General features: G+C 74.1%; 4 protein-coding genes. 1 reads left to right on the top strand and 3 read right to left on the bottom strand.

All coding sequences use genetic code 11. From position 1 onward, the window contains the following. The first annotated feature begins 14 nt into the window (after nucleotides 1–14). A complete protein-coding gene (chrA, locus tag B0I31_RS12175) occupies nucleotides 15–1,163 on the top strand; it encodes a chromate efflux transporter (protein WP_106615481.1) in 1,149 nt (382 codons plus the stop codon). A gap of 37 nt (nucleotides 1,164–1,200) precedes the next feature. Here chrA and B0I31_RS12170 read toward each other — a convergent pair whose 3' ends face one another. From B0I31_RS12170 to B0I31_RS12160, 3 genes are read right to left on the bottom strand one after another with little or no spacing between them, the layout of a single operon-like run. Then, on the bottom strand, nucleotides 1,201–1,392 hold the full coding sequence (locus B0I31_RS12170) for an MbtH family protein (RefSeq protein ID WP_053721198.1): 192 nt from the start codon (nucleotides 1,390–1,392) through the stop codon (nucleotides 1,201–1,203). Beyond that, a complete protein-coding gene (locus B0I31_RS12165) occupies nucleotides 1,389–2,609 on the bottom strand; it encodes an MFS transporter (protein ID WP_106615480.1) in 1,221 nt (406 codons plus the stop codon). Before B0I31_RS12165 ends, B0I31_RS12170 begins: the two co-directional genes overlap by 4 nt. Further along, entirely contained in the window at nucleotides 2,606–21,406 is an 18,801-nt protein-coding gene (locus B0I31_RS12160) for a non-ribosomal peptide synthetase (RefSeq protein ID WP_106615479.1), read from the bottom strand. Before B0I31_RS12160 ends, B0I31_RS12165 begins: the two co-directional genes overlap by 4 nt. Nucleotides 21,407–21,408 lie beyond the last annotated feature (2 nt).

The raw sequence follows: 21,408 nt of genomic DNA, 5'->3' as shown, positions 1-21,408 counted from the left end.
GTGGCCTCGACCGGATGGGTGGTGACGTGGTGGGCGACGCGCGCGCCGTCAGCCTGGCGACCGTCGCCCGCGAGTGGGGGCGGATCGGCTGCGTCGGGTTCGGTGGGCCGCCCGCGCACATCGCGTTGCTGCGCGAGCTGTGCGTGACGCGGCGCGGGTGGCTGTCGGACCGGGAGTTCGAGGACGGCATCGCGGTCACCAACCTGCTCCCCGGTCCCGCTTCGACGCAGCTCGCGATCCTGTGCGCGTGGCGGTTGCGCGGCGCGGCCGGCGCGGTGGTCGGCGGGGTGTGCTTCATCGTGCCGGGGTTGCTGCTGATCCTCGCGCTGGCCGTGCTGTTCCTGGCCGACAACGCGCCCGCGTGGGTGACCGGGGCGGCGGCCGGTGCGGGAGCGGCGGTGCCCGCGGTGGCGGCGCACGCGGCGTGGGGCCTGGTGCCCGGCAGCTACCGGCGCGTCGGCACGGCGTGGGCGGCACGCGTGCGGTGGGCGTCGTACCTGGTGGTCGGCGCGGTCGCGGCGGCGGTGACCGGGCCGTGGCTGGTGCTGGTGCTCGTCGCCGCCGGCCTGGTGGAGGTCGCGGTGCGGGCGCCGTCCGGCCGCACGGCGCACTGGCCCGTCGTCCTGGCGCTGCCCGCGGTCGGGGGAGGGCTCGGCGCGGTGGCGTGGGTGGCGACCAAGGTCGGCGCGCTGTCCTACGGCGGCGGGTTCGTCATCATCCCGTTGATGCGACAGGACGCCGTGCAGACGTACGGGTGGATGACCGACGCCGAGTTCCTCAACGCGGTGGCGCTCGGCCAGATCACCCCGGGACCGGTCGTGCAGACGGTCGCGGTCGTCGGCTACGCCGCCGCGGGGCTGGGTGGCGGGCTGTTGGCCGCGTTCGTCGCGTTCGCGCCGTCGTTCGTGATGGTCATCGCGGGCGGACCGAGGCTGCACCGCCTGCGGGACGACGACAAGGCACAGGCGTTCCTCACCGGAGCCGGCGCGGCGGCGATCGGCGCGATCGCGGGCACCACGGTCCCGCTGGCCTGGTCGCTGCACGAGCCGTGGCAGTTCGTCCTGCTCGGGCTCGCCGCGCTGTGGCTGCTGGTGCTGCGCCGGGGCGTGGTCGGCGCGCTGGTCGGCGCCGGGGTCGTCGGCGCGCTGGTCCCGCTGTTCTGAGCGGCCCGCGGTACCCGCGGGCCGCTCAGCACGGACCTCAGTCCATCGCCGCGCGCAACGACGCGGGCCGCATGTCGGTCCACACCTCGTCGACGTGCGCCGAGCACTCGTCCTTGGTGCCCTTGGTGCCCTCGAACCGCCACCCGGCGGGCACGTCGTGGTGCGCGGGCCACAGCGAGTACTGGCCCTCGTCGTTGACCAGGACCTGGTAGGTGATGTCGTCCCTCATGATGCGTTGTTCTCCTCTTGTGCTTTCGCGTACCCGCGCAGAGTCGGGCTGACGGTGACGAAGATCGTGATCAGGATGATGCCCGCCGCGCACACCACCACGGCGGTCCGCGCGGACAGGGCCTCGGTCAGCACGCCGCCGACCAGGGGGCCGGCGGCACCGGCGCCGCCGACGACGACGCCCATCACCCCGCTGAGCCGTCCGCGCAGCTCGTCGGGGGTGAGCAGCAGCTGGTGGGTGCTGATCGTGGTGTTGGCGGTCGGGGCGAGGAAGCTCATCAGGGCGAACAGCGCCCCGAGCAGGTAGGGCGACTCGACCAGCAGCGCCACCGGCACCAGCACCGACAGCACCCAGAACACCGACGCGATCGACCGGTGCGGCCCGAGCGCGCGGTGCAGCCACGGTGCCACCAGGGCGCCGAGCACGCCGCCGACGCCGAGCATCGCCGCCATCACGCCGATCTGGGCCCCGGACGCGCCACGGCTGTCCACCAGCACGATGACGACCACGTAGAACGCGGTGAAGAACAGGTTCAGCACCACCGCGCACAGCGCCGTCACCCGGATCTCGCGGCGGCTCCACACCCACCGCAGGCCCTCGCCGATCGACCGCAGCAGGTGCGGGTGCGACTCGACCGGCGCGGACGGCGGCACCCGGATGAACAGCAGCGCCACGAACGCCACCGCGTGCGTGACCAGGTCGACCAGGAACGGCAGCCAGCGGGCCACCGCCAGCAGCACGCCGCCCAGCGCCGTGCCCGCCATCTGCCCCAACGACGACCGCGCGCCGTTCATCGCCACGGCGGTCGCCAGTTGCGACTCCGGCACCAGCCGCGGCAGGCACGCGTCCTCGGCCGGTTCGAACAGCGCCCGGCACACGCCGAGCACCGCGGCGACCGCCAGGAGGTGCGGGATCGTGACCGCGTCGACCCACACCGCCACCACCAACCCGCCCAGGGCGAACACCTGGGCGGCCTCGCAGCACAGCATGATCCGGCGGCGGTCCCACCGGTCGACCAGCGCGCCGGCCGGCAGCCCGACCAGCAGCTGCGCGGTGGCGCCCACGGTGAGCACCAGCCCGGACAGCACCGGCGAGTCGGTCAGGAACAGCACCAGCAGCGGCAGGGCCAGCATCGAGGCGCTGAACCCGACCTCGGACAGCGCCTGACCGCCCCACAACAGCGTGTAGTTGCGGTTGCGCGCCAACGACGTCGTCACAGCGCACCCCGGCAGTCCGCGGCGATCGCCCGCAGCGCGGTGGCGAAGTCGGCGGCCACGCCCTCGATCTCCGCGCCCGGGTGCACCGACGGGTAGTAGTACCAGGTGAAGCCGAGCGTCTTGCCCGCCTCACCGACCACGTCGACCAGGTGGTCGCCGGCGTCGGCCGGGTCGTGCTCCACCCCGACCGCGGGCCGCACCTCCCGGTACAGGCCGGTCGACTCGGCCGACCCGCCGTCGAACTGGCCCAGGTAGTTGAACGACACCGCGGGCCGCCCGTTGTCGGGCACCAGGCCGTGCTGGCGCAGCGCGCCGTAGCCGAACCCGTTGCCCGGCACGGCCCGCAGCTGCCGCCGCACCGCCTTCACCCGGTCGCGCCAGCCGCCGTCCGGCACCTCCAGCGTCACCGGGAACACCGTGGTGAACCAGCCGACCGTGCGCGAGAGGTCGACGTCGAGCACGTCCTCCCGCCCGTGGCCCTCCAGGTCCACCGCGACCCGCGACGACCCCGTCCACCTCGACAGCGCCCACGCCAACGCGGCCAGCAGCACGTCGTTGATCCGGGTCCGGTAGGCGGCGGGCGCGCCGCGCAGCAACGCGTCCGTGTCCTCCTCCGACAGCTCCACCGTCACCGCTTCCGGCGCACCGCCCGGCTTCGGGAACGGCGGGAACGATCGGGTCCAGTGCTCGACCTCGTCGTCCAGGGCACCGCTGTGCACGTGGGCCTCCAGCCGCCGCGACCACTCCTGGTACGAGGTGGTCTTGGCGCCCAGGTCCTCGCCCCGGTAGGCGGTCTCCAGGTCGTCGAGCAGGATCCGCCACGACACCCCGTCGACCACCAGGTGGTGCGCGACCAGCAACAACAGCGGCTGATCGCCCTGGAACAGCACGGCCCGCACCAGCGGCCCGGTCGACAGGTCGAATGACGCGTGCACCTCGTCGGCGACCTCCTCCAACTCGTCCACGCCGTCCACGACCGTGAGGACGTCGACCTCGCGCACGTCGTCGTTGTGCTGCCGCCACGCGCCGTCGACCGACGTGAACCTCAGCCGCAACGCGTCGTGGTGCGCCACCAGCACGCCCAACGCCCGCCGCAACGCCGCCACGTCCACCGCCGGGTCCAGCTCGACCAGTTGCGACTGGTTGAAGTGGTGCGGGCTGCGCCGCCCGGAGTGCAGGAACCAGTGCTGGATCGGCGTCAACGGCACCTCGCCCACCACCGGCGCGCGGTCGGCCGACGACGCGACCTCGACCGCGACGTGCGGCGCCAGCGACGCGACGGTCTGGTGCGTGAACAGGTCGCGGGTGCTGAAACGGTACCCGGCCTGTCGCGCCCGCGCCACCACCTGCATGCTCAGGATCGAGTCGCCGCCGAGGGTGAAGAAGTTGTCCTGGGCACCGACCTTCGGCACGCCGAGCACGTCGGCCCACACCGCCGCCAGCGCCTCCTCCACCGGCCCGTCCGGCGCGACGTACCCGGCGCCGACGAGCGCGCCGAAGTCCGGCTCGGGCAGCTTGGCCCGGTCCACCTTGCCGTTCGGGCTGATCGGCAGCGCGTCCACCGGCACGAACACCGACGGCACCAGGTAGTCGGGCAGCGACCCGCCCAGGAACTCGCGGACCTCGTCCGCCCGGGCCGACCCCACGACGTACGCGACGAGCCGCTTGTGGCCCCGCGCGTCCGCCCTGGCCACCACGACCGCTTCCCGCACGTCCGGGTGCCGCAGCAGCGCGGTCTCGATCTCGCCGAGCTCGACCCGGAACCCGCGGATCTTCACCTGCTCGTCCGCCCGGCCGACGAACTCCAGCACACCGGACGCGTTCCAGCGCACCACGTCACCCGTGCGGTACATGCGCGAGCCGGCCGGTCCGAACGGGTTCGCCAGGAACCGCGACGCGGTCAGCCCCGGCCGGTCCAGGTACCCGCGCGCCAGCCCGACACCGGACACGTACAGCTCACCGGCCACCCCGACAGGCACCGGCTGCAGCTCCGCGTCCAGCACGTGCACCCGCGTGCCCGGGATCGGCCGACCGATCGGCGGCAGGCCACCGGGCTCCAGCGGATCGCTCCACGACGCGACCACGGTGGACTCGGTCGGGCCGTAGGCGTTGACCATCCGCCGACCGGGCGCCCACCGGTCCACCAGGTCCGCCGAGCACGCGTCACCGCCCACCACCAGCGTGCGGAAGGTCGGCAGGGCCACGTCCGGCACGGTCGCCAGCGCCACCGGCGGGATCAACGCGTGCGTCACGCCGAACCCGTCGATCACCTCGGCGAGCTGGTCGCCCAGCAGCGGCCCCGGCGGCGGCACCACGAGCGCCGCGCCGGCGGGCCACGCCAGGCACAGCTCCAGCACCGACGCGTCGAAGCTGGGCGAGGAGAACTCCAGCACCCGGTCGCCCGGCGACACCTCGAAGTGCGCGATCTCGGCCGCCGAGAACGTGGCCAGCCCGGCGTGCGACACCACCACGCCCTTCGGCCGCCCGGTCGACCCGGACGTGTAGATCACGTACGCCGGGTGTTCCGGCCGCACCGCCACGCGCGGATTCGTGTCGGGTTGCCCGGAGACGTCGACCGGACCGTCCAGCACCGCCAGCGGCCGGGCGTCGTCGAGCATGAACGCGATCCGCTCGGCCGGGTAGTCCGGGTCGACCGGCAGGAACGCGGCACCGGCCTTGAGCACCGCCAGCTCCGCCACCAGCAGGTCCACCGACCGGGGCAGCCGCAGCGCGACGATCCGCTCCGGTCGGGCGCCCAGCCCGATCAGGTGGTGCGCCAACCGGTTCGCGCGGGCGTTCAGCTCGGCGTAGGTCACGTCGGCCGCGCCGGTCAGGGCCAACGCGTCCGGCGTGCGCGCGGCCTGCGCCTCGACCAGCTCCACGAAACCGGGGCCGTCGACGGCCGGGCCGGTCGAGCCCCACGCGGCCAGCAGCTCCCGCTCGGCACCGGGCAGCACCGGCAACGCCCACAGTGGGCGGTCCGGGTCGGCGGCGATGCCGGTCAGCAGCACGTCCAGGTGCTCGACCAGCCGCTCGACCGTGCCCGCGTCGAACAGGTCGGTGTTGTACTCGACCGAACCGTGCAGCCCGTCCCCGTCCTCGGTGAACTCCACCGTGAGGTCGAAGCTGCTGCTCACGGTCGGCTGCGCGACGTCCTCCGCCGCCAGCCCCGGGAAGCCCGGCGCCTGCGGCGCGTTCTGCAACGCCACCACCGCCTGGAACAGCGGCGTGCGGCTGGTGTCGCGGTCGGGCTGCACCGCGTCCACCACCCGTTCGAACGGCACGTCCTGGTGCGCGAACGCGTCCAGCACGGTCTTGCGCGTGCGGGCCAGGAACTCCGGGAACGTCATCGACGGCTCGATCCGCGCCCGCAGCGCGACCGTGTTGACGAAGAACCCGGCCAGGTCCTGCGTCTCCGGCCGGTCCCGCCCGGACGCCACCGTGCCGACCGCGAAGTCGTCCTGCCCGGACCACCGGTGCAACAGCACCTCGCAGGCCGCCACCAGCGCCATGAACACCGTGCCGTCCACGGCCCGCGCCAGCTCCCGCAACCGTCGCGTGACGGCGGCGGGCACGGCGAACTCGGTCCGCGCGCCCGCCGTGGTCTGCACCGGGGGCCGCGGTCGGTCGGTCGGCAGCTCCAGCGCGGGCACGTCGGCCAGCTCGGCGCGCCAGAAGTCCAGCCGGGCGTCCAGCGGCTGCTCCCGTTGCCAGGCCGCGAAGTCGCCGTACCGGATGGGCAGCGGCGGCAGCTCCTCACCGCCGTACAGCGCGGCCAGGTCGGACATCAGCACACCGCCGGACCACCCGTCGGTGACGATGTGGTGCATCGTCAACGCCAGCACGTGGTCGTCCGGTCCGCGGCGGACCAGCACCGGCCGGAACAGCGGCCCCTCGGCCAGGTCGAACGGCTCCACCACGGGCATCCCGTCCACCACGGGCAGCGTGACGTCCGCCGGCCGCACCACCGCCACCGGCAGCCCGTCCACCGCCGGGAACGTGGTCCGCAGCACGTCGTGCCGCTCGACCAGCGCGGTCAGCGCCCGCTCCAGCCGCGGCACGTCCAGCTCACCGCGCAGCCGCACGGCCAGCGGCGTCACGTACTCGGTACCACCGGGCTGGAACTGGTCCAGGAACCACAACCGCTGCTGCGCGAACGACAACGGCACGTCACCGTCGACCCGGGGGATCACCGCGTCGTGCGACACGGACCCGGACAGCCGGGCCGCCAGCGCCGCCACGGTCGGGTGGTCGAACAGGTCGCGCGGCGAGACGTCGAACGACGACCGCAGCTTCGACACCACCCGGATGCTGGAGATCGAGTCGCCGCCCAGGGTGAAGAAGTTGTCCTCGACACCCACCGCCGCCAGCCCCAGCACGTCGGCCCACACCTCGGCGACCAGCCGCTCGGCGTCGGTGCGCGGTGCGACGAACCCGCCGGCCGCGGACGCCTCGCGTTCCGGCGCGGGCAGCGCGGCCCGGTCCAGCTTGCCGTTGGCGTTGAGCGGCAACCGCTCCAGCGGCACGTACGCGGTCGGCACCATGTAGTCCGGCAACGACCGCTCGACGTGTTCGCGCAACCCGGAGGCGTCCGCGGTCGCGGCGGGCACGTAGTAGGCGACCAGCCGGTCCTCCCGCACGATCACCGCGACCTGCGCCACGGCCCCGTGCGCGGCCAGCACCGCCTCGACCTCGCCCAGCTCGATCCGGAAACCGCGGATCTTCACCTGCTGGTCCGCGCGGCCGAAGTACTCCAGCCGCCCGTCGACCCACCGGGCCAGGTCGCCCGTGCGGTACATGCGCGTGCCGGGCGGGCCGAACGGGTCGGCCGGGAAGCGCTGAGCGGTCAGGCCGGGCCGGTCGAGGTAGCCGCGCGCCACGCCCGGTCCGGCCACGAACATCTCGCCGACCACACCGGGCGCGACGGGCTGCAGCTCGTCGTCCAGCACGTAGACGCGCAGGTCCGGAATGGGCACGCCGATCGAGCCGTCCGCGGGCGTGTACGTGACGTGGACCGTGGTTTCGGTGATGCCGTACATGTTGACCAGCGCGCCGGAGCCGCGCCACGCGGACAGCTTCCGCACGTCCAGCGCCTCACCGCCGAAGATCACGTACCGCACGGCGAGGTCGGGTGCCTCCTCCAGCAACGCGTAGAACGCAGACGGTGTCTGGTTCAGCACCGTCACGCCCTCGTCGGCCACCAGCCGGGCGAACTCGCGGGGCGACCGCGACACCTCGTAGGGCACCACGACGAGCCGCCCGCCGTGCAGCAGCGGACCCCACAGCTCCCACACCGAGAAGTCGAACGCGTAGCTGTGGAACAACGTCCACACGTCGTCCGGGCCGAAGCCGAACCAGTGGTCGGTCCCGGTGAACAGCCGCACCACGTTCGAGTGCGGCACCACGACACCCTTTGGCCTGCCCGTGGAACCGGACGTGTAGATCACGTACGCGGTGTTCTCCGGCCGCAGCGGCACGTCCGGCGCGGTCACCGGCAGCCCGGACAGGTCCGGCAGCCGTTCCAGGGTGTGCACGGGCCGGGCGTCGGCGATCATGTACGCGACCCGGTCGGCCGGGTACGACACGTCCAGCGGCAGGTAGGCCGCGCCCGACTTCAGCACGCCCAGCACCGCCACCACGAGGTCGAGCGATCGCGGGAACCTCAACGCCACCAGCGACTCCGGCCCCGCCCCGGCCGCGATCAGGTGGTGCGCCACGCCGTTGGACCGCTCGTCCAGCTCGCGGTAGGTCAGGCTCGCGCCCTCGCACGTCACCGCCACCGCGTCCGGCGTGCGTGCCGCCTGGGCGGTGAACAGGGACGGGACGGTGTCCTCGACCGCGGCGCCGGACGACGTGCCGTTCCACGACACCAGCACCTTCTCGCGCTCGTCGTCGGACAACCACGGCAGCTCGAACACCCGCCGCCGCGGGTCGGTGCCGATCGCGTCGAGCAGCCGGGCCAGCCGGTCGCCGAGGGTGGCGATCGTGCCGTCGTCGAACAGCCGCGGGTCGTAGGTCAGCTCCACGTGCAGCGAGTCGTCCACGTACGCGCGCACGGTCAGCGGGTAGGTGGTGGTGTCGAGGGCCTCGACCGGGTGGACCCCGGGCGAACCGTCCGGCACGTCGGAGTCCACCGGGTAGTTCTCGAACGCGAGCAGGCTGTCGAACAGCCGCGTGCCGGCCCACTGCTGCACCTGCGCCAGCGACACGAAGTCGAACCGGCGGGACTCCGTCTGCTCCTCCTGCACCCGGCGCAGCCAGTCGGCGGTGACCGCGTCGGGCTCCACCACCACGCGGGCGGGCACCGTGTTGATGAACATGCCCACGATCGACTCGACGCCGGGCAGCTCGGCCGGGCGGCCGGACACGGTGCTGCCGAACACCACGTCGCGGCGGCCCGCGGTGCGCGCCAGCAGCAGCGCCCACGCGCCCTGCACCACCGTGTTGACCGTCAGGCCGTGCCCGCGGGCCGCCGCGGCCAGCCGGTCGACGGGCAGGTCCAGCACCACCCGGGCGGACGACTCGGCGCGGTGCGCCTGCTCGGGCGCCCGGTCGTACGGCAGCGGCGTCGGCGACTCGACACCGGCCAGCACCCGCCGCCAGTGCTCTTCCGCGGCGGTCGGGTCCTGCTCGCCCAGCCACGCCAGGTAGTCGCGGAACGGCCGGCGCGAGGGGGGTTCGACGCCCGCGTACTCGGCCAGCACGTCACCGAACACCTGCGGCGTGCTCCAGCCGTCCAGGACCAGGTGGTGCGAGGTCCACAGCAGGTCGACCTCGGTGTCGGACACGCGCCCGATCACCAGCCGCACCAGCGTCGGCCCGGACAGGTCCATCCCGGCCGCGGCATCGGCGGCGACCAGCTCGTCGGTCACGTCCGCGTAGGTGATCGGCACCCGCACGCCGCGCCGCACGACCTGCACCGGCTCGTCCAGCCCTTCCCAGACGACACCGGAGCGCAGCACGGGGGTGCGGTCCACCACCCGCTGCCACGCCTCGCCCAGCCGGCGCGGGTCGGTCACCCCGGTCAGCCGCACCCGCGTCTGGTTGAAGTACGCCGTGCCCTCGTCCACCAGGTCGTGGAACAGCATCCCCGTCTGGAGCGGGGTGAGCGGGTAGACGTCCTCCACGTCCCGGTCGACGATCCGGTCGACCTGGTCCTGGGTCAGCCTCGCCAGCGGGAAGTCCGAGGGGGTGCGGCCCCAGGCGTCGGGCCGGGCGCAGAACCGCGTGATGTCGCGCAGCGCGTCGAGCATCCGGTCGGCCGTCGCCCGCACCGCGGTCTCGTCGTGCGCCTCGGTGGAGTAGTCCCACTCCACCACCAGCTCGCCACCGGAGACCGCGGCGGTGATGTCGAGCAGGTGCGGGCGCACGAAGTCGTCCGGCACCTCCCGGCCGTGGTCGGCCTCGGTGACCCCGCCGTCCCACTGGCCCAGGTAGTTGAAGCACACCCGGGGCAGGGAGCCGGTGAGGCCGCGGTCGTCGTACCGCAACGCCTCGTAGCTCAAGCCCTTGTCGGGCACGGCGCGCAGCCGCTCCTTCACCGCCTTGAGCGCGGCGCCCCAGTCACCCTCCGCGACCTCGAGCCGCACCGGGAACTGGGCGGTGAACCAGCCCACGGTCCGCGAGAGGTCCACGCCGTCGAACAGCTCCTCGCGGCCGTGGCCCTCCAGCGCCACCAGCGCCCGCCCGCCGAACGCCGACGCGAGCGCCGTCAGCAGCACGTCGTTGACCTGCGTCCGGTACGCCTCGGGCACGGCGCGCAGCAGCGCGTCGGTCTCGGCGCGGCCCAGCCGCACCGTGACGGTGCGGGCCGTGTCCGCCAGGGTCGGCACGCGTTCCTCCACCGGCACCTCCGCCCAGTGCGGCAGCGCGGCGTCGAACCCGCCGTCGCGCACGTGCCGGTGCAGGCGGCGCGCCCAGTCGGCGAACGCCGTGGTCTTCGGGCCGAGCGTGCCGCCGGCCAGCAGCGCCTGGAGGTCGGAGACGATGATCCGCCACGACACCGCGTCCACCACGAGGTGGTGGGCGGTCAGGAACAGCCGCCCGCTGGGGAACAGCACCGCCCGCAGCAGCGGGCCGTGCCGCAGGTCCAGCGACGCGCGGGCGCGGGCGCCCTCGGCGTGCGGGTCGTCGGTCGCGATCCGGAACACCTCGGCGCCGGTCGTGCCGGTGCTGCCGACCTCGGCGACCTGCTGCCACCACGTGCCGTCCACCAGCGTGAACCGGGTGCGCAGCGCGTCGTGGTGGGCGACGAGGGCCTGCACGGCGTCACGCACCGCGTCCGGCTCGACCTCGTCCAGCTCCACGACCACCGACATGGTGAAGTGCGCGGGTGGTTCCCCGCCGGCCTCGGCGCAGTGGGCGAAGAACCAGCGCTGGACCGGGGTGAGCGGGACGGGACCGGTGACGGCTTCGTGGACCTGCCCGGTGTGCTCGGTGGCCACCAGCGCCAGGTCCTCGACGGTCTGCCGCAGGAAGATGTCCTTCGAGGTCAGCTTCAGCCCCGCCTGGCGGGCCCTGGACACCACCTGCATGCTCAGGATCGAGTCGCCGCCCAGCGCGAAGAAGTTGTCCCGCGCGCCGACCCGCTCGACGCCGAGCACCTCGGCCCAGATCTCCGCCAGCCGCGCGGGCACGCCCGGCTCCGGCGCCACGTAACCGGCGTCGTCGGTGAACACCGGCGCGGGCAGCGCCCGCCGGTCCACCTTGCCGCTGGGCGTCAGCGGCAGCGCGTCCAGCGCCACGAACGCCGACGGCACCAGGTAGTCGGGCAGCCGCTGCTTCAGCCACGCCGACAGCCCGGTCGCGCCGCCGACGGTGTAGGCGACGAGCCGCTGGTGGCCGTGGTGCTCGCGGGCGACCACGGCCGCCTCGGCGACCTCCGGGTGGGCCAGCAGGGCGGCCTCGACCTCGCCGGGTTCGATGCGGTAGCCGCGGATCTTGACCTGGTCGTCGGTGCGGCCCAGGTATTCGAGCGTCCCATCGGCCAACCACCGCACGCGGTCACCCGTGCGGTACATGCGGGCACCCGGCTCGCCGAACGGGTCGGCGAGGAAGCGCTGGGCGGTCAGGGAGGGCCGGTCCAGGTAGCCGCGCGCCACCTGGGGACCCGCCAGGTACAGCTCGCCGGGCACACCCACCGGCAGCGGCCGGAGGTCGTCGTCCAGCACGTACGCGGTGAGGTTGGCAGTCGGTCGGCCGATCAGCGCCCGGTCGCCCGCGACCAGCGTGGCGACCGAGTCGACGGTCACCTCGGTCGGGCCGTAGTAGTTGAACACCGCGGTCCGGGACCCGGCCAGCTCGCGCCACAGCGGCGTCGGCAGCGCCTCGCCGCCGAGCATCACCACCGCGGGCACGTGGTCGCCGTCGAGCAGCCCGGCGGGCAGCAGCTGCCGCGCGTAGGACGGCGTCAGGTCGAGGAAGTCGACGCGGTGCCGCCGCACGTAGCCCACCAGCGCGTCGGGCTCCAGGCGCACTTCGTCGGTGATCACGTGCAGCTCGTGGCCCGCGGCCATCAGCAGCGGCCCTTCCCACGACGTGTCGAAGGAGAACACGGCGGTCAGCGCGGCCCGCAGGCGGCCGAAGCCGTCGAGCGCCTTCCGGTGGTCGTGGAACAGGTTCGCCAGCTGCCGGTGCTCGACCACCACCCCCTTGGGCAGGCCGGTGGAGCCGGAGGTGTAGATGACGTAGGCGGCCTGGTCCGGCCGCACCACCACGTCCGGTCGGGTGGCCGGGTACCCGGACAGGTCCGGCGCCTCGTCCAGCACCAGCACCGGGTCCGAGTCGGCGAGCAGGTACTCGACGCGGTCGCGCGGCAGGCCCCGGTCGACGGGCAGGTACACCGCGCCCGCCTTCTGCACGGCCAGGATCGCCACCACCGAGTCCGCCGAGCGCGGCAGCGACACCGCCACGACCCGCTCCGGGCCCGCGCCGTGCGCGAGCAGGTGGTGCGCCAGCCGGTTGGCGCGGGCGTCGACCTCGGCGAAGGTCAGCCGCGTCGGTCCGCACACCAGCGCCGTGGCGTCCGGGGTGCGGGCGGCCTGCTCCGCGAACAGCACCGGGAACGGCGTGTCCGGGACCACCATCGGCTCGCCCCGCCCGTCCGGTTCGTCACCGAGCAGCAGGGGCACCTCGGCCAGCGGCCGATCGGGGTCGGCGGTGACGCCCGCCAGCAGCGCCACCAGGTGCCGGGACATCCGGTCGATCGTGTCGGCGTCGAACAGGTCGGTGCTGTACTCGACGGCGCCGCGCAGCTCGCCGCCCGCTTCGCCGAACTCGAACGTCACGTCGCACGTCGAGGTCAGCAGCGGCAGCCCGACCTCCTCGACCCGCAGGCCGGGAAGGTCCGGCAGCGCGCCGCCGGTGTTCTGCAGCAGCACCATCGCGTCGAACAGGGCGTTGCGGCTCGGGTCGCGGTCCGGCCGCACGGCGTCGACCACCCGCTCGAACGGCACGTCCTGGTGCGCGAACCCGTCGCGCACGGTGGTCCGCACGTCGGCCAGGAACTCGGCGAACGACCGCCGGAGGTCCACGGTGGACCGCAGCACGACGGTGTTGACGAACAGGCCGACCACGTCGTCCAGCTCGGCCCGGCCGCGCCCGGACACCGCGGTGCCGACCGCGATGTCGTCCTGCCCGGTGTAGCGGGCCAGCAGCGCCTGGGTGGCGGCCACGAGCGCGGTGAACAGGGTGTCACCGCGGCCCGCGGCCAGTGCGCGCAGCGCCCCGGCGACCGGTGCGGGCACGGTGAACTCGTGCATCGCGCCCGCCGCGCCGCGGACCGCGGGCCGAGGCCGGTCGGTGGGCAGCTCCAGCGGCGGCACCCCCGCCAGCTTCTCCGCCCAGTAGTCGGTCGGAGGCGCCTCGTGCCAGGCCGCGTAGTCCACGTACTGCACGGGCAGCGGCGGCAGCTCCCGGCCCGCGTACAGCGCGCCGAGGTCGCGTGCCAGCACGCCGCTGGACCAGCCGTCGGTGACGATGTGGTGCAGGGTCAGCACGAGCACGTGCTCCTCGGGCGCCACGCGCACCAGCCGCGTCCGCAGCAGGGGACCCCGCCGCAGGTCGAACGGCGTGCTCACCTCCTCGTGGAGCACGTCCTGCCAGGAGCCCTCCTCGACGGTCAGCGGCACCTCGCGCTGCTCGTGCACGACCTGCACGCCGTCGTCGAACGTGGTGCGCAGCGACTCGTGGCGGGCCACCAGGCCGTCGAGCGCGCGGCGCAGCGCGCCGACGTCCAGCGGGCCGTGCAGGCGCATCGCCATCGGCGTGAGGTACTCGGTGCTGTCGGGCTCGAACTGGTCCAGGAACCACAGCCGCTGCTGGGCGGGCGACTGCGGGTGGACGCCATCACGCGGGATCACCGGGATGGCGTCCACCGCTGTCGTTCCGGAGATCGCGGTGGCGAGGCCGGAAACCGTGGGGTGTTCGAACAGCGCGCGCGGCGAGAGCTGCACGCCGAACGCCGCGCGCAACCGGGAGGTCACCCGGATGCTGAGGATGGAGTCGCCGCCGAGGGCGAAGAAGTCGTCCTCGGCCCCGACCTCGGTCACGCCCAGCACGTCGCCCCAGATCCCGGCGACGACGCGCTCGGCGTCGGTGCGCGGCGCGACGTGCTCGCGCACGCGGGTGGGCTCGGGGTCCGGCAGCGCCCGGCGGTCCACCTTGCCGTTGCGGCTCAGCGGCAGCTCGTCGAGCACCACGACCGCCGCCGGGACCATGTAGTCGGGCAGTTCGCGCCCGGCCAGCCCGCGCAGCTCCGCCACGTCGAGCGTCGCCCCCCGGGCGGCGACGACGTAGGCGACGAGCCGCTTGACGCCCCGCTCGTCCTGGCGGGGCACCACCACGGCCTCGGCGACCGCCGGGTACCCGGCCAGCACGGCCTCGACCTCGCCGAGCTCGACCCGGAAGCCGCGGATCTTGACCTGGTCGTCGGCCCGGCCGACGAACTCCAGCTCGCCGCGCGCGGTCCACCGCACCACGTCACCGGTGCGGTACATGCGCTCGCCGGGCACCCCGAACGGGTCGGCCGGGAACCGCTGCGCGGTCAGGCCGGGTCGGGCGAGGTAGCCGCGGGCCAGGCCGGCGCCCGCGACGAACAGCTCGCCGACCACACCCGGCGGCACGGGCCGCAGGTCCTCGTCGAGCACGTAGGCGCGCATGCCGTCCAGCGGCGTGCCGATCGGCACCGGGTCCGGCACCGGGTCGGCCGCGGTGAGCACCCGGCGGGAGGCGAACGTGGTGGTCTCGGTGGGGCCGTAGCCGTCGACCACGACGATGCCGGGGCAGGCGTCGAGCACCCGGCGCACCGCCGCGGCGGGCACCACGTCACCGCCGGTCCACACCTGGCGCACGGTCGCCAGGCAGTCCGGCGCCTCCTGAGCCACCGCGCGGAACAGGCCGGCGGTCAGCCACAGGGCGGTGACGCCGCCCTCGGTGACGACCCGGCGCAGCGCCTCGGCGTCGAGGTCCTCGGGCGGGGCCACCACCACCGCGCCGCCGCGCAGCAGCGGCACCCACAGCTCGTAGGTGGACGCGTCGAACGCCGTGGGGGAGTGCAGCAGCACCCGCTCGTGGCCGCGGTCGAACGCCCGGTCGGTCGCCAGGGCCACCACGTCGCGGTGCCGCACCGCCACGCCCTTCGGCGTGCCGGTCGACCCGGACGTGTGCATGACGTACGCCAGGTTCTCCGGGTGCACCGCGATGCCGGGGTCGGTGTCCGGCTCGTCGGGCGACTCGCCGAGCAGCACCACCGGCCCTGCGTGGACCTCCCGGGCCACGTCGACCCAGCCCGCGTCGGCCAGCAGGACCGAGGCCCCGGTGTCGGCCAGCAGCAGCCGCAGCCGCTCGCGCGGCGCGCGGACGTCCAGCGGCACGTAGGCGCCGCCCGCCTTGGCGACCGCGAGCTGCGCCACCACCAGGTCGACGGACCTGGCGGCCAGCAGGCCGACCCGGTCGTCGGGGCGGACACCCCGCCGCACCAGGGCGTGCGCCAGCCGGTTGGCCCGCGCGTCCAGCTCGGCGTAGTCGAGCGTGATGTCCCCGCACACGACCGCGGGGTCGTGCGGTGCGCTCCTGACCCGGGCGGCGAACAGGGCCGGGACGGTCGTCACCGGGCCGCCCGCGCCGGTGTCGTTCCAGTCGACCAGGACCGCGCGCAGCTCCTCGTCGGTGGCCATCGGCAGGGCGCGCACGGGTCGTTCGGCGTCTTCGGCGATCCCGCGCAACAGCACACCCAGGTGGGTGACGAGCCGGCGCGCGGTGGCCTCGTCGAACAGCGCGGGGTCGTACAGCAGCCGGGCGCCGAGGCGGTCGGTCAGGTGCGCCACGAGCGTGAGGGCGAAGTTGGTGCTCTCCTCCACGTGCACCTCGCGGACCCGCACGCCGGTGGTCTCGGTGACCTCGCTGAGCGGGTAGTTCTCGAACACCACGGCGCTGTCGAACAGCCGCGTGCCCACCCACTGGCCGACCTGCGCCAAGGACACGAAGTCGAACCGCCGCGACTCGCTCTGCCCGGCCTGCAGCTCCCGCAGCCACGCGGTAGCCGGGGCGTCGCCGTCCACGCCCACCTTCACGGGCACGGTGTTGATCAGCATGCCGATCATCGACTCGACGCCGGGCAGCTCGGCGGGCCTGCCGGACACCGTGCCGCCGAACACGACGTCACGCTCGCCCGAGTGCCGCGACAGCAGCAGCGCCCACAGGCCCTGCACCACGGTGTTGACGGTCAGCCCGTGACGCCGCGCGGTGTCGCGCAGCGCCGCCGACTCGTCGGTGGTCAGCTCCAGCCGCACCACCCCGGTCCGCTGCGCGCGGTGCTCCTCGGCGGGCAGCCGGTCGAACGGCAGCGGGGTCGGGCCCTGCGCACCGGACAGCAGCGACCGCCAGTGCGCCTCGGCCTCGGCCGGGTCCTGCTCGGCCAGCCAGCCCAGGTAGTCGCGGAACGGCCGGCGGGCCGGCAGCGCGGGCACGTCACCGCCGGTGATCGCCCGGTAGTGCTCCAGCACCTCGGCGAACACCTGCGCGGTGCTCCAGCCGTCCAGCAGCACGTGGTGCGAGGTCCACACGACCTCGACCCGGTCGTCGGCCAGTGGGGTGATGCCCACCCGCATCAGCGGCGCGACCGAGAAGTCGAACCGGTCGGGCCGCTCGTCGGCGCCCGTCACCGGGAGCTCGACCCGCCGGTGCACCACCTGGACGGGCTCGTCCACGCCCTCCCACACCACCGAGGTGCGCAGGACCGGCGTGCGGTCCACCACCCGCTGCCACGCCCGCGCCAACGCCTCCGGGTCGCTCACGCCGTCCAGCACGAGCCGCATCCGGTCCACGTAGGCGCCGGGCTCGACCAGGCTGTGGAACACCATGCCCGCCTGCAACGGCGTGAGGGGGTAGATGTCCTCCACGTCCGGTCCGGCGAGCGCGTCGACCTGCTCCTGGGTGAGCTTCGCCAGCGGGAAGTCGGACGGCGTGCGGCCGCCGGCACCCGGCTGGGCGCAGTGCGCCACGATCTCCCGCAACCCGTCCAGGGTCCGCTCGGCCAGCCGCCGCACGGTCTCCTCGTCGTGCACGTCCGCGCAGTACTGCCAGCTCAGCTCCAGCTCGCCGCCTTCGACGAGACCGGTCACCTCCAGCAGGTGGGTGCGCTTCGCGTCGGCGGGCAGGTCCGCGCCCACCGCGTCGCGCCTGGCCCGGTAGAAACCGCCGTCCGCAACGTCGAACCGGCCGTGGTAGTTGAACGAGACCTGCGGCAGCTCACCGCCGCCCGGACGCCCGATGTCGAGGGCTCCGAAGCTCAGCCCCCGGTGCGGTGCGGCGCGCAGCGACTCCTTGACCGACTTCAGCGTCCGGCCCCACTCGTCGGACGTCGGCAGCACCACCGGGAACTGCGTGGTGAACCAGCCGATCGTGCGGTTGAGGTCGACGCCGGGCAGCAGCTCCTCGCGGCCGTGGCCTTCCAGCGCGACGCTGACCGTCTCCCGCCCGGTCCACTCGGCCAGCGCCCGTCCGAGCGCGCTGAGCAGCACGTCGTTGACCTGCGTCCGGTACACCGGCGGCACGGCGGTCAGCACCGCGTCCGTGGTCTCCCGGTCCAGCCGCACCGACACCACGCGCGCCGAACCGGCGGTGTTCACGCCGTCCCGGTCGACCGGCAGCGCCTCGGGCTCGGGCAGCGCATCCCAGTGCTCCCGCGCGCCGTCCAACGCCCCGGACCGCACGTGCTCGGCCAGCCGGTGCGCCCACTGCGTGAACGGCGTGCCGACCGGTTCCAGCGGCAGGCCGCGGTAGGCCTGCTCCAGGTCGCCGAGCAGGATCCGCCACGAGACGCCGTCCATCGCCAGGTGGTGCACGGTGAGCAGCAGCTTCGGCCGTGCGCCGGGGAAGAACACCGCCCGCAGCAACGGTCCGGTGCCCAGGTCGAGGCCGCGCTGCGCGTCCCGTGCCACGGCCTCGACGTCCGCGTCGGCCTCCACCCGGAACACGTCGGCCTCGGTGCCCGCGGCTTCCTGCGCCCACTGCCCGTCGACCTGGCGGAATCTCAGCCGCAGCGCGTCGTGGTGCCCGACCACGGTCCGCACGGCGTTCCGCAACGCCTCGGCGTCCACCGCCGGCTCCAGCTCGACCAGCAGCGACATGGTGAAGTGCGCCAACGGGCCGTACTCGGTGAAGAACCACCGCTGGATCGGGGTGAGCGGCGCCGGGCCGGTGAAGACGGGTTCCGGCGCGGTCTCGGCGGCCGCCGACACCACCAGCGCCAACTCGGCCACGGTCTGGTGCCGGAACACGTCCCGCGAGGTCAGGTGCAGCCCGGCCTGCCGAGCCCGGGACACCACCTGGATGGACAGGATCGAGTCGCCGCCCACCGTGAAGAAGTTGTCCTCGACGCCGATCCGCGCCACGCCCAGCACCTCGGCCCAGATCCGGGCCAGTTCGGCTTCCACCGGCGTGCGCGGCGCGACGAACCCGCCTTCGGAGGTCGCCTCGGGGGCGGGCAGGGCGGCCTTGTCCAGCTTGCCGTTGGCGGTCAGCGGTAGGCGGTCCAGCTCCACGAACGCCGAGGGCACCGAGTAGTCCGGCAGCGAGCGCCGCAGGTGCTCCCGCAGGTTCGCCGGGCCGGTCGTGACGACGTAGGCGACCAGTCGGGCGTGCCCGTTGTCCTTGCGTGCGACGACTGCGGCCGCCCGCACCTCCGGGTGGCTCATCAAGGCGGCCTCGACCTCGCCGGGCTCGATCCGGAAACCGCGGATCTTGACCTGGTCGTCGGTGCGGCCCAAGTATTCGAGGAGTGCCGACTGTGTCTGATCGTCGGCTCCGCCGACGGCTAGCCACCGCACCTTGTCGCCGGTGCGGTACATGCGGGTGCCGGGCTCGCCGAACGGGTCGGCGAGGAAGCGGTCGGCGGTCAGGCCCGGCCGGTGCAGGTAGCCGCGGGCGACCTGCGGTCCCGCGATGAACAGCTCGCCGGGCACGCCGACCGGCACCGGCCGCAGGTCGTCGTCCAGCACCCGCGCGGTGAGGTTGGCCAGCGGTCGGCCGATGACCGGGCGGTGGCCGGTGACCAGGCAGGACACCGCGTCGACCGTGGTCTCCGTTGGCCCGTAGAAGTTGTAGGCCTCGACGTCCGCGCGGGCCAGTTCCCGCCACAGCGCCGCGTCCAGCGCCTCGCCGCCGAGCATCAGCACCCTGGGCTTGTGCGCGCCGTCGAGCAGCCCGGCGGGCAGCAGCTGCCGCACGTACGACGGGGTGAGGTCGAGGAAGTCGATCCGGTGCTCCCGCACGTACCGCACCAGCTCGGCCGGCTCCAGCCGCACCTCGTCGGTCAGCACGTGCAGCTCGTGGCCGTCCGCCATGAGCAGCGGGCCCTCCCACGACGTGTCGAAGGAGAACACGGCGGACACCGCGACCCTCATGTGCTCGCGGGCGAAGTCCTCGCGGTGGTTGTGCAGCAGGTTCACCAGCTGCCGGTGCTCCACCACGACGCCCTTGGGCTTGCCGGTGGAGCCGGACGTGTAGATCACGTACGCCGCGTGGTCCGGCCGCGGCCGCACGTCCGGCGCGGTGTCGGGCAGGCCGGAGGTGTCGACCGGCGCGTCGATCACGTGCACCGCCCCGGAGTCCTCCAGCAGGTAACGCCGGCGTTCCTCGGGCAGCCCCGGGTCGACGGGCAGGTACACCGCGCCCGCCTTGAGGACGCCCAGGATGCCGATCACCGACTCGACACCGCGCGGCAGCGACAGCGCGACGACCCGCTCGGGACCGACGCCCTCGCGCAGCAGGTGGTGTGCCAGCCGGTTCGCCCGTGCGTCGACCTCGGCGAAGGTGAGCCGGGTCCCGTCGCAGACCAGTGCCGTGGCGTCCGGCGTGCGGCGGGCCCGGTCCTCGAACAGCGCGGGGAACGTGGTGTCCGGGACGGCGAGCGCCCGGCCGCGGCCGTCCGGCTCGTCGCCGATCAGCAGCGACAGCTCGGCCATCGGCCGGTGCGGGTCGGCGGTGATGCCCGCCAGCAGCACGAGCAGGTGCCGCGTCAGCCGGTCGACCGTGGCCGCGTCGAACAGCTCGGTGCTGTACTCGACCAGGCCGTGCAGGCCGTCGTCGGTCTGGGTGAAGTCGATGCTCAGGTCGAAGTTGGCCCACTCGCGGGTGAGCGGGTACTCCTCGACGTGCAGACCCGGCAGTTCCGGCATCGTGCGGCCCGCGTTCTGCAGGACCACCATCACGTCGAACAGCGGCGTGCGGCTCGGGTCGCGGGACGCGCCCACCGCCTCCACCACCCGGTCGAACGGCACGTCGTCGTGCGCGAACGCGTCCAGCGCGGTGCGGTTGACCTGGGCCAGGAACTCGGCGAACGACCGTGACGTGTCCACAGTGGACCGGAGCACCACGGTGCCGACCAGGAAGCCGACCAGCCCGGCCAGCTCCGCCCGGTCGCGGCCGCTGGTGACGGTGCCGATCGCGATGTCGTCCTGCCCGGTGTAGCGGGCCAGCAGCAGTTGGCACGCGGCCGTCAGCGTGGTGAACAGCGTGGTCTCGTTCACCCTGGCCAGTTCCGCCAGGTCACCGGCCAGCCGGGCGGGCACGGTGAACTCGAGCGTCGCACCCGCCGACGTGCGCTCCGCCGGGCGCGGCCGGTCGGTGGGCAGGTCCAGCGGCACGACACCGGCCAGCCGGTCGACCCAGAACCCGGTGTCCACCGGCCGCCCGCGCTGCCAGACGGCGTAGTCGGCGTACTGCAACCGCGGCTCGGGCAACGTCTCGCCGCGGTACAGCGCGCCCAGTTCGTCGGTCAGCACGCCGAGCGACCAGCCGTCCACCACGATGTGGTGCGAGGTCAGCAGCAGCACGTGCGCGTCGGCGGACTCGGTCCGCAGCGCCGCCCGGAACAGCGGGCCGCGCCGCAGGTCGAACGGCTGGTCCAGCACCGCGCGCAGGTCGTCGGTGCGCACCAGGTCGAGCGGGACGTCGTCGTGCACCACCTGCACCGGGTGGCCGTCGACCTGGTCGAACGTGGTGCGCAGCGATTCGTGCCTGCGCACCAGGCCGCGCACCGCGTCGGCCAGCCGGTCCGCGTCGAGCCGACCGGTGAGCCGCAACGCGATCGCGCTGGTGTACTCGGTGCTGTCGGGCTGGAACCGGTCCAGGAACCACAGCCGCTGCTGACCCGCGGACAGCGGCAGCGGCTCGTCCCGCGGCGCGGGAGGGATGACGTCGGCCTTCGGGGCGGCGCGACCGGCGAGCCGCTGGCGCAGCTTCTCGCGGAGGTGCTCGGGCAACGCTGAGATGCGGTCGTTCTTGGACGTGGTCATGT

The organism is Saccharothrix carnea (assembly GCF_003014735.1).
Taxonomy (GTDB): Bacteria; Actinomycetota; Actinomycetes; order Mycobacteriales; family Pseudonocardiaceae; genus Actinosynnema; species Actinosynnema carneum.
Note: the sequence above shows the minus strand (reverse complement) of the source record. Positions and strands in the feature narration are given on the sequence as shown.